The sequence below is a fragment of the Agrobacterium salinitolerans genome, from assembly GCF_002008225.1.
GTDB lineage: Bacteria > Pseudomonadota > Alphaproteobacteria > Rhizobiales > Rhizobiaceae > Agrobacterium > Agrobacterium salinitolerans.
Genome location: NZ_MRDH01000020.1, coordinates 1 through 16,606, shown reverse-complemented (window position 1 = coordinate 16,606; position 16,606 = coordinate 1). Strand labels below are relative to the sequence as shown.

At 60.6% G+C, this 16,606-nt stretch carries 14 protein-coding genes; 6 read left to right on the top strand and 8 right to left on the bottom strand.

Features of this window, described 5'->3' with window-relative positions; genetic code table 11:
- Positions 1–11 precede the first annotated feature (11 nt).
- Complete coding sequence (gene pdhS2, locus BS627_RS13940; RefSeq protein WP_077983806.1) at positions 12–1,547, bottom strand: two-component system sensor histidine kinase PdhS2; 1,536 nt, start codon at positions 1,545–1,547, stop codon at positions 12–14.
- A 108-nt stretch (positions 1,548–1,655) separates the two neighbouring features.
- Between pdhS2 and BS627_RS13935 the strand changes: the two genes are divergently transcribed.
- The 3 genes from BS627_RS13935 (at position 1,656) to BS627_RS13925 (ending at position 3,445) form a co-directional block, all read left to right on the top strand.
- Positions 1,656–2,249 (top strand): thermonuclease family protein, encoded by a 594-nt coding sequence (locus BS627_RS13935; RefSeq protein ID WP_077983805.1) that lies wholly within the window; start codon positions 1,656–1,658, stop codon positions 2,247–2,249.
- Complete coding sequence (locus tag BS627_RS13930) at positions 2,242–2,886, top strand: uracil-DNA glycosylase family protein (RefSeq protein ID WP_165691253.1); 645 nt, start codon at positions 2,242–2,244, stop codon at positions 2,884–2,886. Before BS627_RS13935 ends, BS627_RS13930 begins: the two co-directional genes overlap by 8 nt.
- 70 nt (positions 2,887–2,956) lie before the next feature.
- Entirely contained in the window at positions 2,957–3,445 is a 489-nt protein-coding gene (locus tag BS627_RS13925) for an Lrp/AsnC family transcriptional regulator (protein WP_003507846.1), read from the top strand.
- 220 nt (positions 3,446–3,665) lie between these two features.
- Here BS627_RS13925 and BS627_RS13920 read toward each other — a convergent pair whose 3' ends face one another.
- From BS627_RS13920 to BS627_RS13900, 5 genes are all read right to left on the bottom strand, one after another.
- A complete protein-coding gene (locus tag BS627_RS13920) occupies positions 3,666–4,490 on the bottom strand; it encodes a class I SAM-dependent methyltransferase (protein ID WP_077983804.1) in 825 nt (274 codons plus the stop codon).
- Positions 4,491–4,574: 84 nt separating this feature from the next.
- Positions 4,575–4,841, bottom strand: coding sequence for an usg protein (locus BS627_RS13915; RefSeq protein ID WP_077983841.1), 267 nt, complete (start codon positions 4,839–4,841; stop codon positions 4,575–4,577).
- Positions 4,842–5,010: 169 nt separating this feature from the next.
- A complete protein-coding gene (locus BS627_RS13910; protein WP_077983803.1) occupies positions 5,011–5,841 on the bottom strand; it encodes an ABC transporter permease in 831 nt (276 codons plus the stop codon).
- Positions 5,838–6,641: an ABC transporter permease gene (locus BS627_RS13905; protein ID WP_077983802.1), complete on the bottom strand. Its 804-nt coding sequence runs from the start codon at positions 6,639–6,641 to the stop codon at positions 5,838–5,840. Before BS627_RS13905 ends, BS627_RS13910 begins: the two co-directional genes overlap by 4 nt.
- 112 nt (positions 6,642–6,753) lie before the next feature.
- Entirely contained in the window at positions 6,754–7,527 is a 774-nt protein-coding gene (locus BS627_RS13900) for an ABC transporter substrate-binding protein (RefSeq protein ID WP_077983801.1), read from the bottom strand.
- A 337-nt stretch (positions 7,528–7,864) separates the two neighbouring features.
- Between BS627_RS13900 and BS627_RS13890 the strand changes: the two genes are divergently transcribed.
- Entirely contained in the window at positions 7,865–10,081 is a 2,217-nt protein-coding gene (locus BS627_RS13890; protein WP_077983840.1) for an OmpA family protein, read from the top strand.
- 281 nt (positions 10,082–10,362) lie between these two features.
- Here the strand turns inward: BS627_RS13890 and BS627_RS13885 are convergent, their stop codons facing one another.
- A complete protein-coding gene (locus BS627_RS13885) occupies positions 10,363–11,286 on the bottom strand; it encodes a pseudouridine-5'-phosphate glycosidase (protein ID WP_077983800.1) in 924 nt (307 codons plus the stop codon).
- 29 nt (positions 11,287–11,315) lie between these two features.
- On the bottom strand, positions 11,316–12,257 hold the full coding sequence (locus BS627_RS13880) for a carbohydrate kinase family protein (protein WP_077983799.1): 942 nt from the start codon (positions 12,255–12,257) through the stop codon (positions 11,316–11,318).
- A gap of 246 nt (positions 12,258–12,503) precedes the next feature.
- On the opposite strand from BS627_RS13880, the gene recA reads away from it, so the two are divergent.
- Together recA and alaS are read left to right on the top strand one after the other, a co-directional pair.
- Positions 12,504–13,592 (top strand): recombinase RecA, encoded by a 1,089-nt coding sequence (gene recA / locus BS627_RS13875; RefSeq protein WP_077983798.1) that lies wholly within the window; start codon positions 12,504–12,506, stop codon positions 13,590–13,592.
- A gap of 234 nt (positions 13,593–13,826) precedes the next feature.
- On the top strand, positions 13,827–16,490 hold the full coding sequence (alaS, locus tag BS627_RS13870; RefSeq protein ID WP_077983797.1) for an alanine--tRNA ligase: 2,664 nt from the start codon (positions 13,827–13,829) through the stop codon (positions 16,488–16,490).
- Positions 16,491–16,606 lie beyond the last annotated feature (116 nt).

Below are 16,606 nucleotides of genomic sequence, written 5' to 3'. Positions count from 1 at the left end.
TCTCTTCAGCCTTATGCGAAGGACCGGCGGCGCGGCTGGATGGCGTGGGTTTCTTCCACGGCCGGCAGGCTCTGCAACACACGTTTTGCCGGCAGGATGGCGATCCCTTCGGTGCCTTCGCGCAACTTCGATTTCAGGATGAACTGGCCATCATGCTTGGCGAGGATGGCCTGGACGATGGGCAGGCCAAGGCCGGTTCCCTGTTCCGCGCTCTTGATCGCAATCGATCCTTGACCGAAGGCGGACAGCACCACCGGAATTTCATCTTCGGGAATGCCGGGGCCGTTATCCCTGATCGAAACATATTGCCCGCCGCCCGCCGTCCAGCCGGCCTTCACCAGAATCTCGCCGCCCTGCGGGGTAAATTTCACCGCATTGGAGAGCAGGTTGAGAATGACCTGACGGATGGATTTCTCGTCGGCCCAGACCTGCGGCAGGCTGCTTTCGAACTGCTGGGAAATCCGGATATTCTTGGCGCGGGCGCGCAGCTGGATCATGCCGATGCAGTCCTCGGCGATTTCCAGCATGGAGATGGATTCCTCGTTGAGATCGTAACGGCCGGCCTCAATGCGCGACAGGTCGAGGATTTCGTTGATGAGGTCGAGCAGATGCTGGCCGGAGCGGTGGATATCGCCGGAATATTCCTTGTAGAGCGGATTGTTGAGCGGACCGAGCACCTCTGAAGACATGACCTCGGAGAAGCCGAGAATGGCGTTGAGCGGGGTTCTGAGTTCATGCGACATGGAGGCGAGAAAGCGCGATTTCGCCAGATTGGCTTCTTCCGCACGTCGCCGCGCCTCGTCGGACATCGAATTGGCGACTTCGAGTTCGGCGATCAGGTCGTCTTTCTCCGTCTGAGATGACAGGAGCTTGATGCTGGTCTGGTAAAGCCGGCTGGTGATGCGATGACAGAAGAGGATGGCCATGCCGAACATCAGCGCGAGACCGACATCGAAAGGATTGCGCGAGATTGCCGAAGTCATGCAGAGAGCCGCAAGCACCGGCAAAAAGGTCATGAAGGTCGCCCGCCGCAGCATGAAATTGGCCATGGCGGTGAGCGAAAGCGCGATCAGCAGCGTCGAGCCCTTGAAGAAAAGGACGAGCGTCGGGTCGTTGCGAACCGGTTCGGTCAGCGCAAACATCGCCCAGGCGCAGCCGATGAGGATCTGCATGCCGAGGAAGAGGCTTTTCCAGCGCTTAAGATTGTCGGCCGTGATTTCCTGTTTTGCCGCACGCTTGGCCAAGAGCAGAGAGAAAGCGTGGAAGCTCAGCGCCATCAACGACCAGATGATCAGACTGATGTCGCGGGTGATGTAAAGGCCGATGATGGAGGCGAGCACGATGAAAAGCGGCATGATCATCGCGCCCTGCAGGGTTTCGGCGATGTGCATGGTCAGCATTTCGCGTTCATAGGCGTCGCTTGCGCCGGCCCCTTGTTGCAGGCGTTCACGCGTCGTCTTCACCGTGTCGAAAACCGCCTTGTTGCGGTGTTTTTTCGACCGGTCGACGATGATCTTGTCGGTGGACGTGCTGACGCTTTTACTCATTGTTACAACGCAGGGTGACATGAACCCTTGCAGACTACGCGCAAAATCTTAAGAAGATGCTGCCGTGAAAGGATTTGTTTGCCATTTCTGACAAGGGTTTGTTGTTACATGAGACGAAATGGAGGCAAGAGCAGGCGTTTTTCTGCATTTCGCGATGGCGGACTTTTTGTCGCCACGGTTTTTCTCGGCATTCTAATTGCCGCCAAGCTCGACCAGATCAACAGCGAAACCTATAAGGGCCGCTTCTTTGTGATCGACGGCGATACGCTCTCGATGGGTGAGGAACGTTTCCGGCTGCTTGGCATCGATGCGCCCGAGCTTGCGCAGACATGCCTGCGTGGCAGCGAAAGTTGGCCGTGCGGCGAGGAGGCGCGTCGTGTTCTGCAAAGGCTGGCCGGGGTGGCCGACTTTTCCTGTTCCGGCAGTTCCAGGGACAGTTACGGGCGGCGGCTGGTTTATTGTTCCGCCGGCGGCAGGGATGTCTCGTCGGAAATGGTGTCGGCGGGTTTTGCCGTCGCATCCGGTTATTTCCAGTTCTCCAGCGAGCAGGCGGCGGCGCGCAGGCGGGAACGCGGAATCTGGGCGGGAGAATTCGAAAAACCGTCGCAATGGCGACGGGAGCATCGCGGCGCGGATCTGGAAACGCCGCCGTGGGGTTTTCTCACAATTGTCCGTCATCTTCTGGGGTGGGATCATGGTTGAGCTGGCGCCGGTGCGTGATGACGGGCTGGACGGATTACGCGGCGAAATCGCGCGCTGTCGGCTCTGTCGCGACAAGCCGCTTAAGGGAATGGCCGATCGCCTGCCGCACGGACCCAGGCCGGTGGTCGTCATGTCGACCAAGGCGCGCATCCTGATTGCAGGGCAGGCGCCGGGGCTTCGCGTACATGAAACAGGGCTGCCGTTCAACGACGCCTCGGGCGACAGGCTGCGCCTGTGGCTGAACGTCGATCGGCAGACGTTCTACGATCCGGATCGTTTCGCCATCGTGCCCATGGGCTTTTGTTTTCCCGGTTATGACGAGAAGGGCAGCGACCTGCCGCCCCGGCGCGAATGTGCGCCGCAATGGCGTGAGCGGGTAATGGCGGCGATGCCGCAGGTGGAGCTGATCCTCGCTGTCGGCCAATATGCGCAGGCGTTTCACCTGGGGGAAAGGCGGCGCAAGACCATGACGGAAACGGTGCAGGACTGGCGCAGCTATCTCCACGCGAATTCCGGTCCCGGAATTCTTCCCTTGCCGCATCCAAGCTGGCGCAATACCGGCTGGCTGAAGAAGAACCCGTGGTTCACGTCGGAACTGCTGCCAGTTCTGCGGCAATATGTGGAAATGCGGCTTTAGTGAAACAATTTTCTGTTTTTTTGCGAAAATTAGTGTATTGAAAGGAAATTAATTCAGGAGGATAGACGCATTGGATCGCCTTGACCGTAAGATTTTGCGCATTCTGCAAGAGGATTCCACGCTGGCCGTTGCCGATCTGGCGAAAAAGGTCGGTCTTTCCACGACGCCCTGTTGGCGGCGTATCCAGAAGATGGAGGAAGACGGCGTCATCCGCCGGCGCGTGGCCTTGCTCGATCCGGTCAAGGTCAATACCAAGGTCACGGTATTTGTTTCCATCCGCACAGCCTCCCATTCCATTGAGTGGCTGAAGCGTTTCTCCGAGGTGGTTTCCGAGTTTCCGGAAGTCGTCGAATTTTACCGCATGAGCGGCGATGTCGATTATCTGCTGCGCGTGGTAGTGCCCGATATTGCGGCCTATGACGCCTTCTATAAGCGCATGATCGCCAAGATCGAAATTCGCGATGTCTCCTCCGCCTTCGCGATGGAGCAGATCAAATATACGACCGAGCTGCCGCTCGATTACATGCTGCTGGACAATCCAAAATCCGGCGAGGAGTGATCCGCCGCAAATCCGGTTTTGGAGCAATGCCCTTTCCGGTAGTCGGGGAGGGCATTTTTCGTTTTGCGGGTTTAGGTGACGGAAAATCGAATCTCTTCAAGCCGCTGGGTGGTCTTGATGAGATATTGATTCAGAAAAGAAGCAGACGTGGCGTTGAAACGAGCGTCCGCCGCTTGTTTCTTCTCCCCGGCGGAGAGAAGAAAGATGCCGCGACGCTGCCTCAGCCTTTGAGCTTGGCGATAATCAGATGGCCGGGCGTCGGATTGCCGTCCTGCATGCGCACGTTGATGTCGGTCACTTCAACGACCTCGAAACCGGTCGCGGCCAGTCTTTCCCGAACATAGGTTTCCGCATGGGCGAAACGCTGGTGCGGGCCGACCATATAGGGACGTCCGGCCAGGGTATCTTCGGGCAGGGTTTCCGACGAGAAGATCAGCAGGCCACCGGCGTTGAGGTTTTCGGCGGCGCCGAAAAACAGTGGCTCCAGCGCGCCGAGATAGGGCAGCACATCGGTGGCAGTGATGATGTCGAAAGGTTCGTCGTCATTGTCTTCAAGAAAATCCTCGGCTTCGGCGACGTAGAGCGTCTCGTAGAGGTCTTTCTCGTGGGCGATTTCGACCATGTTTTCGGAAATGTCGATGCCGGTGATGTCGTCTGCCATATCGCGCAACGCTTCGCCGGTGAGGCCGGTGCCGCAGCCGAGATCGAGCAGGCGCTTGAAGGGACCGAGGTTCAGCGTCTGCAGCCGCTGGCGCACCATCATCGGCACGGCGTAACCGAGCTGCTCGACAAGAATGTCCTCGAAAGCTTCGGCGTGCTGGTCGAACAGGGTTTCGACATAGGCGTCAGGCGCTTTCGGCGGGGTTTCGCCGCGGCCCATGGCGGCGATGCGCACGGCCGCGCCGCCGTGATCGTCCGGATCGATGGCCAGAACCTCTTCATAGGCCTTGACCGCCGCGTCCACATCGCCGGCTTTTTCAAGCGCGAGCGCACGGTTATAGGCCTCGGCAAGCGCCTCTTCGTCGATTTTCTGGTTCTTCGTCATCGTGCCTTATCCGTCAGCATCTTCAGTTGAGGTTTGCTGTAAGCCGCATCGGGGACGGGCGCAATGTTTATGTGGTGCGACGGCTCAGTGGATGATGAACTCCCCTTTGAGCGCGCGCCATTCCTGCGCCGAGATTACCTGCCGGTGCACGTAGCGGACGGAGTGCAGCGGTCCGTCGAGCTTTTCCTTCCAGAATTGGAGGAAGCCATGCATTTCGGGGAAGTCTGGGGCAAGATCATAGTCCTGCCAGACATAGGTCTGGAGAACCAGCGGATGATCCGGCAGGCGATAAAATATCTGGGCGGTGGTGAGGCCGTAGCCCCTCAGCATCATTTCCATGTCCTTGTTCATGACGACGGTTCCCGTTTCCATGATTGCCGATCACAGCGTTGCCGCTGTATCGAATATGGGAACACGTCATGGTTAACCCAAGCTTGCCAAAGACATGGATACGTCACAAATTTGTTATATTTTTCAGAGTGTTGGCAGCCTCTCCTGATGAGTGCTGCCAACTTTGCGGCTAGCGCTTGAGGTGACGGGTCAGGCGTGCTTCCAGCCATGCCCAGACATGCCGCAGCGTTTCGACGATCGCCAGGTAGAAGATCGCGGCCCAGAGGTAGGCCTGATAGTCGAAGGTGCGGGAGAAGGCGTAACGGGTCTGGCCCATCAGGTCGAAGACCGTGACGATCGAGACCACGGCCGAACCCTTGATCATCAGGATGATCTCGTTGCCATAGGGACGCAGCGCCACGATGAGCGCCTGCGGCAGGATGATCTTGCGGAAAGTGACGAGTTTCGACAGGCCGAGCGAGGCGGCGCCCTCATGCTGGCCGCGCGGTACGCTGCGGATCGCGCCGCGCAGGATTTCGGCCTGATAGGCGGCGGTGTTGAGTGTGAGCGACAACAGGCCGCAATACCAGGCCTCCCGGAAGAACCACCACAGGCCGACGGTTTCCAGCCCCTGGCGGAAACTGCCGAGGCCGTAATAGATCAGGAAAAGCTGCGCCAGTAGCGGCGTGCTGCGGAAGACATAGACATAGGCATAGGCCAGCGCGCCGACGATGCGGTTTTCCGACATGCGGCCGAAGGCGATCGGCACGGAAAGAATGGCGCCGAGAATGATCGAGCTGCCGACGAGGGTGATGGTGGTGATGAGACCGTCGATATAGCGCGGTCCGTAGCGCTGGAATTTGTCCCAGTCCCAGCCCTCGATCATGGCGAAGATCAGCGCGGCGGCGAGCAACAGCCAGAGCGTGATGACGGCGACGCCGACGATGCGCGAAATATTGAGCGGCTTGTCCGCGACGGCCGGTGCGGGGCGGGGCGGGATGAGTTCCTGAATATGGCTCATCTGCTCGCCTCCGACTTGCGCGACCAGCGATCGATGAAGCCTATGCCAATGGAGGATAGCAGCGCGAGGATGAGGTAGAGCAGGCAGGCGATGCTGTAGAAGAAGAAGGCTTCCTTGCTGACGCGGGCGGCGATGCCCGTCTGGCGAACGATATCGGCAAGGCCGATGATCGACACGTAGGACGTGTCTTTGAGCAGGATGACCCAGAGATTGGTCATGCCGGGCAGGGCGATGCGGACAAGTTGCGGAATGATGATGAGCACCATTGTGCGGCCCCGCGAAAGCCCCAGCGCCGCACCTGCCTCATATTGTCCCTTCGGTATGGCCTTGAAGGCGGAGAGCAGCACTTCAGACGCATAGGACGAAAACACCACCGAAAGCGCCACCATGCCGGCCACGAAGGCGTTGATCTCGATCGGACCGGTGAAGCCGACATAACCGGCCGCCGATTGCAGCAGCATCTGGATGCCGTAATAGACGATGAAGAGCGTCAGCAGTTCCGGCAGGCCTCGGAAGATGGTGGTGTAGATGCCGGTCGCCAACCGCAGCGATTTTTCTTCCGATTGTGCGGCGAGCGCGATGAGAAAACCGATCAGCAGCCCCACGGGCAGGGTGGCAAGCGCCAACGAGATGGTGACCTTGACGCCGAAGGCGATTTCATCGCCCCAGCCCGCATCGCCGCAGGCGACGAGAGTGCCGTTTCCGAAAAGCGAGAAGAGACCGACCGGCCCGCAAAAGGGATCGAGAAGTGTCGAGACATAGGTCCAGAACGCACCTATGGCGGAAAATGCTCCGCTCATGCCAATTTTCCCCTGCGGTCTTAAGCCGCCGTGATTGTTATTGTGACGTTTTCAAACAAAAATGGCGGAAGGGCAACCCTTCCGCCACGAGATTTCAACAGGCCGAACGGGCTTACTCGCCGTAAACGTCGAAATCGAAGTACTTTTTGTTGATCTCCTGATACTTGCCGCTGGCACGAATGGCGGCGATGGCGGCGGTGAACTTGTCGGCGAGCGCCGTGTCACCCTTGCGCACGGCGACGCCCGCACCATTGCCGTTGATCTCGACATCGACCGGAAGCGGCGTCAGGATCTTGCAGCAGGCGCCTGCATCCGTCTTCAGCCATTCCGACAGCACGACGATATCGTCGATGACGGCGTCGATACGGCCATTGGCGATGTCGAGCTTATATTCGTCGGCGGTCGGATACATCTTCACGTCGGCATCCGGGAAATGCTTTTCTGCATAGTTGGAGTGGGTGGTGGAACCCTGCGCGCCGAGCGCCTTGCCCTTCAGATCGTCGACGGACTTGATCGGAGAATCCTTCGGCACGGCGATGGCCGGCGGGGTGTTGTAATATTTCTTGGAGAAGTCGACCTTCTCGAGACGCTCGGGCGTGATCGACATGGACGCGATGATGGCGTCGAACTTCTTGGCCTGAAGGGCGGGAATGATGCCGTCCCAGTCATTGGTGACGAAGGTGCACTCGGCCTTCATTTGCTCACACAGAGCCTTGGCGATGTCGATGTCGAAGCCGGTCAGTGTGCCGTCGGCTTCGAGATTGTTGAAGGGCGGGTAGGCGCCTTCCGTGCCGATGACGATCTTGTCCTGCGCAAGCGCAGCGCCCGAAAACAGCGAGATGGCGGCAATCGATACGGCTGCGAGCAGACGGGTGGAAATAGGCATTTCGATCCTCTCTTTTGGTCGTTCATCCGCGGTCTGTTGTTGTTTTCAGTGCGGACGCCATGGGCGCCGGGCGCAGCGGTGTACCGCCTGCCGCCTGAGCGCGATTGGGATTATTCATCCGGTTGGTCAAAAAATGCAACTGCAATATTAGTGATCGCGTTTGTGCCGCAGAGCTTCCACGAAAAGGCCTTGATCTGTTCATTTCCGGTACAGAAGCATCTGGTCATCATGGGAACCGGAGCGTGTGTTAGGCGTTGAACAGCGCCTGAGTGCCAAGCCGGGCCCACGACGTCGCATAATTTGCGACCCATAAATGACGGCAGATGAGGAAGCACTGATGCTGAAGAAGAAAAACACATTGCTGACCGGGGTGGTTTTTCCGCTCATGTCTCTCGCGATCGCGGTCGAGCCAGCAGCGGCGGGCTTTGCCGGTGCGTCCCGCGCGCAGGCGCCGATCTCGCAGGTAGCGCCCGGACAGATCATTCTGGCGCAGGCTGAGCCGGCACAGGAAAACCCGGAAGAGGAACTCAAGAAGAAGCGTCAGCAGGCGGAGGAGGCGCAGCCCCAGGCCGAGCCCAAGCGTGAGGAACGCGCCCCGGAGCCCCAGCGCGAGCCGGAGCCAAAGCGCGAGGCGGCCCCGGCCGAACCTCGCCCCGAGCCCAAGCGCGAGGCGCCTCCAGAACCGCAGCAGCGTGAGGCGCGTCCCGAACCGGCACCTGCCGAGCAGCCGCAGGAGCGTCCCCGCACGCCTGAGCGCGCGAAGGAACCGCAGGGCGAGGGCGAACAGCGCCCGGCCCGCCAGCGCGAAGCAGCCCCGGAAGCAGCGCCTGCCGAACAGCAGCCGCAGGAACGCCCGCGCAAGCCCGCCCGCGCTGAACAGCCGGCCGCAGAGGGCGAGCAGCGACCCGAGCGCCCGCGCAGGGAGCCAGCGAAGGAACCGGCCGCCGAGCAGCAGCCTGCCGCGCGGCCTGAAAATTCCGAGCAGCCTGCCAAGCCCGCGCCCGAGAAGAAGCCGGTAGAAGAAAAAGCACCGGAGCAGAAAGCGGCACCGGCCGAAAAACCCGTGCCCGAGAAGAAACCCGCAGCGCCCGAGCCGGCTGCGAAAGAAGCACCGGTTCCGACAGAGGCGCCCACGCCCGCACGCCCGCCTGCGCCCGAAGCACAGCCCAACCCCGCTCCCGGCCAGCAGCCTTCAGAGCAGCCACCGGTTAAGGGTGAACCCGCAGCCCCACTGCCGGGCACACCGACGCCGCCGCCAAGCGGTGCGACAACCGGACAGGCGCCGGCCGGAGAAGCCGTTCCCAATCAGGTCGCTATTCCACAAACGGAAGCGCCGCCGATGACGAAGGAAGAGCTGGACAAGGCCAAGGCAATCGCCAAGGACCCGTCCAAGACCGCCGATACCGTCATTCTGCCGGTCGACAAGGGCGCCGCCGTTCTCGACAGCGACAAGGAAGTGGAACGTTCCGGCAATCGCCAGACCCGCGAGGAGCGCCGCCGTGAACGCGAACAGGCGGGTGACGTGAAGGTTCCGACCTCCGACGCGGAGGCGCAGCGCGCCGGCGCGGCCGAAGGCAAGGCTCCGCCGCCGCCTGTCAAGATGGAGGCCATCACCTCGCAGCAGGGCGAGCGTGTCGACCGTCGCCCGCAATATGAGCGGCCGGAAGGCGTGCGCGAATGGCAGCCACGCGAAGGCCGCCCGCGTGATCGCGACCGCAATGCGCCGATCATCCTGCAATTCGGCGACCGCGTCGTGGTGCGCGGCGACGACAACCAGCGCTTCATCCGCGATGGTGGCGAGCCCTATTACGAGCGTCTGCCTGGCGGCCGTGTCCGCGAAACCGTGGAGCGCCGTGACGGAACGCAGGTGGTGACGATCCGCAACCGTTATGGTGACGTGATCCAGCGCTCGCGCATCGACGATCGCGGCCGCGAATATGTGCTGTTCTATGCGCCGGAACTGATGGAAGATCCCGACCGCGACTACGTCTATCGCGATCCGGGCCTCGACCTGCCGCCGATGCGCCTGCGCATTCCCGTGACGGACTACATCATCGACACCTCGAGCGATCCGGACCGCGATTATTATCGCTTCCTGGAACAGCCGCCGGTCGAGCCGGTGGAGCGGGTCTATTCGCTGGATGAAGTGCGGTATTCGGCCCGTATCCGCGACAAGGTGCGCCGTATCGACCTCGATACCATAACCTTCGCCACCGGCAGCGCCGAAATTCCGATGGCGCAAGCCCGTTCGCTGCGCAAGGTGGCGGATGCAATCAACAAGGCGCTGGATAAAAATCCGGGTGAAACCTTCCTGATCGAAGGTCATACCGATGCCGTCGGTTCGGATGAAAGCAACCTCGTTCTGTCCGACGAGCGCGCCGCCTCCGTCGCCAATGTGCTGACCGATGTCTACGGCATTCCGCCGGAAAACCTCGCGACGCAGGGCTATGGCGAGCGCTACCTGAAGGTCCAGACGCTCGGCCCGGAACAGCAGAATCGCCGCGTCACCATCCGCCGCGTGACGCCGCTGGTGAAGCCGGTCGCTCAGAACTGATTGGGTTCTGATGAAAAAAAGGGCCCGGAAGGCGTAAGCTCTCCGGGCCTTTTTGTTGTCGTGACGGGTCTTTCCTGCAACTCGACGTCATCCTCGGGCTCGTCCCGAGGATCCAATCACGTCTCACCGGGCGAGGCGTCGCAGATGCCCGGGACAGGCCCGAGCATGACGGAGGAGAAGTTTGCGACCTGCGACTTCCGGGAAGTCAAAAGCTCGCGACTCTTCTTTATTTTGACGAAGCCTCTCTGCTGTCAAACGGAACGAAGAGGGCAGAAATAGCCTCAGCTCAACGCCACGGCGATTTCCGCAGCAAGCTGCGCATTGTTGCGCACCAGCGCGATATTGGTTTCCAGGCTGCGGCCATCCGTCAGGCGGAAGATGTCGCCAAGCAGGTAGGGGGTAACTTCCTTGCCGGTCACTTCGTCGCGTTCGGCGTGGGATATGGCACGGTTGATGTAGATTTCCATCTCCTCGCGCGGAATTTCATCCTCTTCCGGCACGGGATTGGCCACCAGCATTCCGCCATCGATACCCAGCTGTTCGCGGGTCGCCTGGAAATTGGCAATGGCTGCGGGGCTGTTGAGCGAGAGCGGGCTCGGCAGGCCAGAGGAGCGCGACCAGAAAGCCGGGAATTCTTCCGAGCCGAAGGTTACGACCGGCACGCCGTTGGTTTCGAGGACTTCAAGCGTCTTCGGGATGTCGAGGATAGCCTTGGCACCAGCGCACACGACGATCACGCCGGTCTTGGCAAGCTCGGTCAGGTCGGCGGAGATGTCGAAGGTCTCTTCAGCACCCTTGTGCACGCCGCCGATGCCGCCGGTGGCAAAAACGCGAATGCCGGCGCGGGCGGCGGCGATCATGGTCGCTGCAACCGTGGTCGCGCCTGTCCGGCGCTCGGCGATCGCAAAGGCGATATCGGCGCGCGAGACCTTCATGGCGTCGGTGGTCTTCGCCAGCGCCTCGAGCTGGTCTTTCTCAAGGCCGATATGGAGGGTGCCGTGAATGACGGCGATGGTGGCCGGAACCGCACCCTGATCGCGGATGATCTGTTCGACGCTTTCCGCCATTTCGATATTGCCGGGGTAAGGCATGCCGTGGGTGATGATGGTCGATTCGAGCGCGACGATCGGCGCGCCGCGCTGCTTGGCGGCGGCGACTTCCTGAGAATAGACGATGGGCAGGAGCGGGGAGATGGGGCGGGTCATTTCATCTGTTCCAGTTTTTAAAAGCGGGTTCATGCCAGCATTTCAGCCTGGGGAACAAGCCCCAACATGGCATCGACACTGTCTTTTGATAGGTCGTGGGATGTCGCAAAGGGCGATTGCACGGTGATGGCGGCCGCCGCGGCCCCCCGTCTCAATGCCTCCGAGATTGTTTTTCCCTCGGCAATGGCGGCGAGATAACCGGAGGCCATGGCATCACCGGCGCCGGTGACATCCTTCACCTCGCGGATAAGGGGTGGGTGGAGGATTGCCTTTCCCGTCCCGTTGAAGGCCACGACTTCGCTTGCGCCGCGGGTGACGACACCGCCGGAAAGCCCGGCCTTGCGCAATATATCCGGCCAGTCACGGACATTCTGTGCCGTCTCGCCGGTCAGCGCGCGGGCTTCCGCTTCGTTCATGAAGAGGATGTCGATATCGCCGAGCGCCGCCTTCAGCTTCACAGCCTTGGCCGGCGAAATGGCTATGGCCGCCAGCGGCTTCTCACAGGTGCGGGCGATGAGGCCAAGCGCCGTCAGCGTATCCTCGGGCAGGTTGGCGTCGCAGAGCAGGATATCGCTCGTCCTTATCGCCTCGCGCACGGCGCGTATCTTGAGGCGGCGCGGGGTGAAGAGTTTGTAGAGATCCATATCGGCAAGCGCGATGACGAGGTTGCCATCGCGCTCCAGAATGGCCGTGTAGCTTGGCGTGCGCCGGTCGAGGAAGGTGAACGGCGTGTCTTCCACGCCCGCCTGACGTGCGGCCTCCGCCACCGCTTCGCCCGTCACGTCGCCGCCCCGCGGCGCGATGATGCGGACCTGAAAGCCGAGCCGGGAAAGATTGCGCGCGGCGTTGAAACCGCCGCCGCCGGCCTCTTCCATCCACGAGCCGGGGTTGCTGGCGCCCGGCGCCGTTTCAGTCTCGATCATGCCGCGTCTGTCGATATGCGCGCCGCCCAGAACGAGTATTTTCTTCACGCTTGCGTTTCCCTCTCTGGCGGATGGAAAGACCGGACGATTCGGCCTAAACTGACGTCTTCCTGACCTCGCCTCCGGTTTGCGGCTATGGGCCACGCACAGAAAAACGAAAGCAGAACAAACGACTTATCACTATTTGTTTTCAATATGCTGGCTCAGCCTTGTGAAATGAGAACAAATAGAGTACATACCGTTTCCATACTGCTTCATTGCCTGTGCGGCTTCAATAACCTAAAGGTGGTTCGGATGGCACAAAATTCTTTGCGTCTCGTAGAGGATAAATCGGTGGATAAAAGCAAGGCACTGGAAGCGGCGCTCTCCCAGATCGAACGGTCGTTCGGCAAGGGATCGATCATGAAGCTCGGTTCCAATGAAAATGTGGTTGAGGTGGAGACCGTTTCGACGGGTTCGCTCAGCCTGGATATCGCGCTCGGCATCGGCGGTCTGCCGAAGGGGCGCATCATTGAAATTTACGGTCCGGAAAGCTCGGGTAAAACGACGCTGGCGCTGCAGACAATCGCGGAAGCCCAGAAGAAGGGCGGCATCTGCGCCTTCGTCGATGCCGAACATGCGCTCGATCCGGTCTATGCCCGCAAGCTTGGCGTGGATTTGCAGAGCCTGTTGATCTCGCAGCCGGATACGGGCGAGCAGGCGCTTGAGATCACCGATACGCTGGTGCGCTCCGGCGCGGTGGACGTTCTTGTGGTCGACTCCGTTGCGGCGCTGACGCCGCGGGCGGAAATCGAAGGCGAGATGGGCGACAGCCTGCCGGGCCTTCAGGCGCGTCTGATGAGCCAGGCGCTGCGCAAGCTGACGGCTTCGATCTCCAAGTCGAAGTGCATGGTCATCTTCATCAACCAGATCCGCATGAAGATCGGCGTCATGTTCGGTTCGCCGGAAACGACGACCGGCGGTAACGCTCTCAAGTTCTACGCCTCGGTGCGTCTCGACATCCGCCGTATCGGCGCGGTCAAGGAACGTGAAGAGGTTGTCGGCAACCAGACGCGCGTCAAGGTCGTCAAGAACAAGATGGCGCCGCCCTTCAAGCAGGTGGAATTCGACATCATGTATGGCGAAGGCGTTTCCAAGACCGGTGAGTTGGTCGATCTCGGCGTGAAGGCCGGCATCGTTGAGAAATCCGGCGCATGGTTCTCCTATAATAGCCAGCGTCTGGGGCAGGGGCGTGAAAACGCCAAGACTTTCCTGCGTGACAATCCGGATACGGCAAACGAGATCGAACTGGCGCTGCGCCAGAATGCCGGCCTGATTGCGGATCGTTTCCTGCAGAATGGCGGTCCTGATGCCGGCGATGACGGCGACGGTGACGAGGGTTGATCCTGTCGTTGAGTTTCAGGAATCCGATGCAGGTTCGCCTGTCTTGATGTGAATTGATTGAACAAAATGGGCCGTGCGATTTCTGTCGTGTGGCCCTTTTTGTTTGTCGCTACGCCTTCACCGGTCTCCATGGCTGGACAGGGCTGGATACGGACGATAAAAGCCATTGATTTTGCAATATAGCCATCGTTGCCGATGGCGGTGATGGACTCCAGTTGTGAGCGGTGTGTGGGCATGAGCGGTGTAAATGAAATTCGGTCGACCTTCCTCGACTACTTCAAGAAGAACGGACACGAGATTGTGCCCTCCAGCCCGCTGGTGCCGCGCAACGATCCGACGCTGATGTTCACCAATGCCGGCATGGTGCAGTTCAAGAACGTCTTTACCGGTCTTGAAAGCCGTCCCTATTCCACCGCGGCATCCGCGCAGAAATGCGTGCGCGCTGGCGGCAAGCATAATGACCTCGACAATGTCGGTTATACTGCCCGCCACCACACTTTCTTCGAAATGCTCGGCAATTTCTCCTTCGGCGATTATTTCAAGGAAGAGGCGATCACGCATGCCTGGAACCTGATCACCAAGGAATACGGCATCGACCGCAACCGTCTGCTGGTCACGGTCTATCACACCGACGACGAGGCCTTTAACCTCTGGAAGAAGATTGCCGGTTTCTCCGACGACCGCATCATCCGCATCCCGACCAGCGACAATTTCTGGGCGATGGGCGATACCGGTCCGTGCGGCCCCTGTTCGGAAATCTTCTATGATCACGGCGATCATATCTGGGGCGGCCCGCCCGGCTCGCCGGATGAGGATGGTGATCGCTTCATCGAAATCTGGAACCTCGTCTTCATGCAATATGAGCAGGTGACGAAGGAAGAGCGCATCGACCTGCCGCGCCCGTCGATCGACACCGGCATGGGGCTGGAGCGTATTTCCGCGCTGCTGCAGGGCAAGCATGACAATTACGATACGGACCTGTTCCGGGCGCTGATCGCCGCTTCCGTCGAAGCGACCGGCGTTGCCGCCGAAGGCGAAAAGCGCGCCAGCCACCGCGTCATCGCCGACCATCTGCGCTCGTCCGCCTTCCTCATTGCCGATGGCGTGCTGCCGTCCAATGAAGGGCGCGGTTATGTTCTGCGCCGTATCATGCGCCGCGCCATGCGCCATGCCGAACTTCTCGGCGCGCGCGAGCCGCTGATCTACAGGTTGCTGCCGTCGCTGGTGCAGCAGATGGGCCGCGCTTACCCGGAACTGGTTCGCGCCGAGGCGCTGATCTCCGAAACGCTGAAGCTTGAGGAAACCCGTTTCCGCAAGACGCTGGAGCGCGGCCTGTCGCTGCTGTCCGATGCCACTTCGACGTTGCACAAGGGCGACATGCTGGATGGCGAAACCGCCTTCAAGCTCTATGACACCTACGGCTTCCCGCTCGATCTGACGCAGGACGCGTTGCGCGCCCGCGAAATCGGCGTCGATATTTCCGGCTTCACCGATGCGATGGAGCGTCAGAAGGCGGAAGCCCGCTCGCATTGGGCCGGCTCCGGCGACAAGGCGACTGAGACAATCTGGTTCGAGCTCAAGGAAAAGCTCGGCGCCACCGAGTTTCTCGGTTACGACACGGAAACGGCAGAGGGCGTTGTGCAGGCGATCGTCAAGGACGGCAAGGCTGTCGAAAGCGCTGCGGATGGTGAGGCCGTTCAGGTCGTCGTCAACCAGACGCCGTTTTATGGCGAGTCCGGCGGCCAGATGGGCGATACCGGCGTTATCACCGGCGATAATGGCGCCTTTGCCGTTTCCGATACCCAGAAGCGGGGCGAAGGCCTCTTCGTCCACATGGGCACCGTTTCCAAGGGTGGCCTGAAAGTGGGCGATGCCGTTCAGCTGACGGTCGATCATGACCGCCGCTCGCGCTTGCGTGCCAACCATTCCGCCACTCACCTGCTGCATGAGGCGCTGCGCGAAGTGCTCGGCACCCATGTCGCGCAGAAGGGGTCGCTGGTCGCGCCCGAGCGCCTGCGCTTTGACGTCTCGCATCCGAAGCCGATGTCGGCCGAGGAGTTGAAGGTCGTTGAAGAAATGGCCAACGAAATCGTGTTGCAGAACTCGCCAGTCGTCACCCGTCTGATGAGCGTCGATGACGCCATTGCCGAGGGCGCTATGGCGTTGTTCGGCGAAAAATACGGTGATGAAGTTCGTGTCGTTTCGATGGGCACTGGCCTGCATGGCGCAAAAGCCAACCGTCCTTATTCGGTCGAACTCTGCGGCGGTACGCATGTGGGCGCGACCGGCCAGATCGGTCTCATCCGCATCCTCGGTGAAAGCGCCGTCGGTGCTGGCGTTCGTCGTCTCGAGGCTGTCACGGGGCAGGGCGCGCTTGCCTATCTTTCTGAACAGGATGAGCGAGTGAAGGCGCTGGCCTCGTCGCTGAAAGTTCAGCCGGGCGATGTTCTGTCGCGCGTTGAAGGCCTGCTGGACGAGCGCAAGAAGCTTGAGCGTGAGCTTGCCGATGCCCGCCGCAAACTCGCCATGGGCGGCGGCTCGGCGGATGCCGGCGCAAGCGACGTCAAGCAGGTCGCGGGCGTCAACTTCCTGGCAAAATCCATGTCCGGCATCGATGCCAAGGATTTGAAGGGTCTTGCCGATGAGGCCAAGGCTAATCTCGGCTCCGGCGTCGTGCTGCTGATTGCCGTTTCCGAAGACGGCAAGGCAAGTGCTGTTGCGGCCGTGACCGAAGATCTGACGGGCCGTTTCAGCGCCGTCGATATCGTCCGCACCGCTTCGGCAGCGCTTGGCGGCAAGGGTGGCGGCGGACGCCCTGATATGGCGCAGGCCGGCGGCCCTGACGGCGCCAAGGCGCAGGAGGCCATCGAAGCGGTGGCAGCAGCACTGGCTGCCTGATGCGAAAAAATTAAAAAAGGCGGGGCTTTTACCCCGCCTTCAGACTGCTGACAAACCCCTGGCGTGAGCTGGGGGTTTATGATTCATTGGGACATGTTGAAGAAACCTGCTCCTGA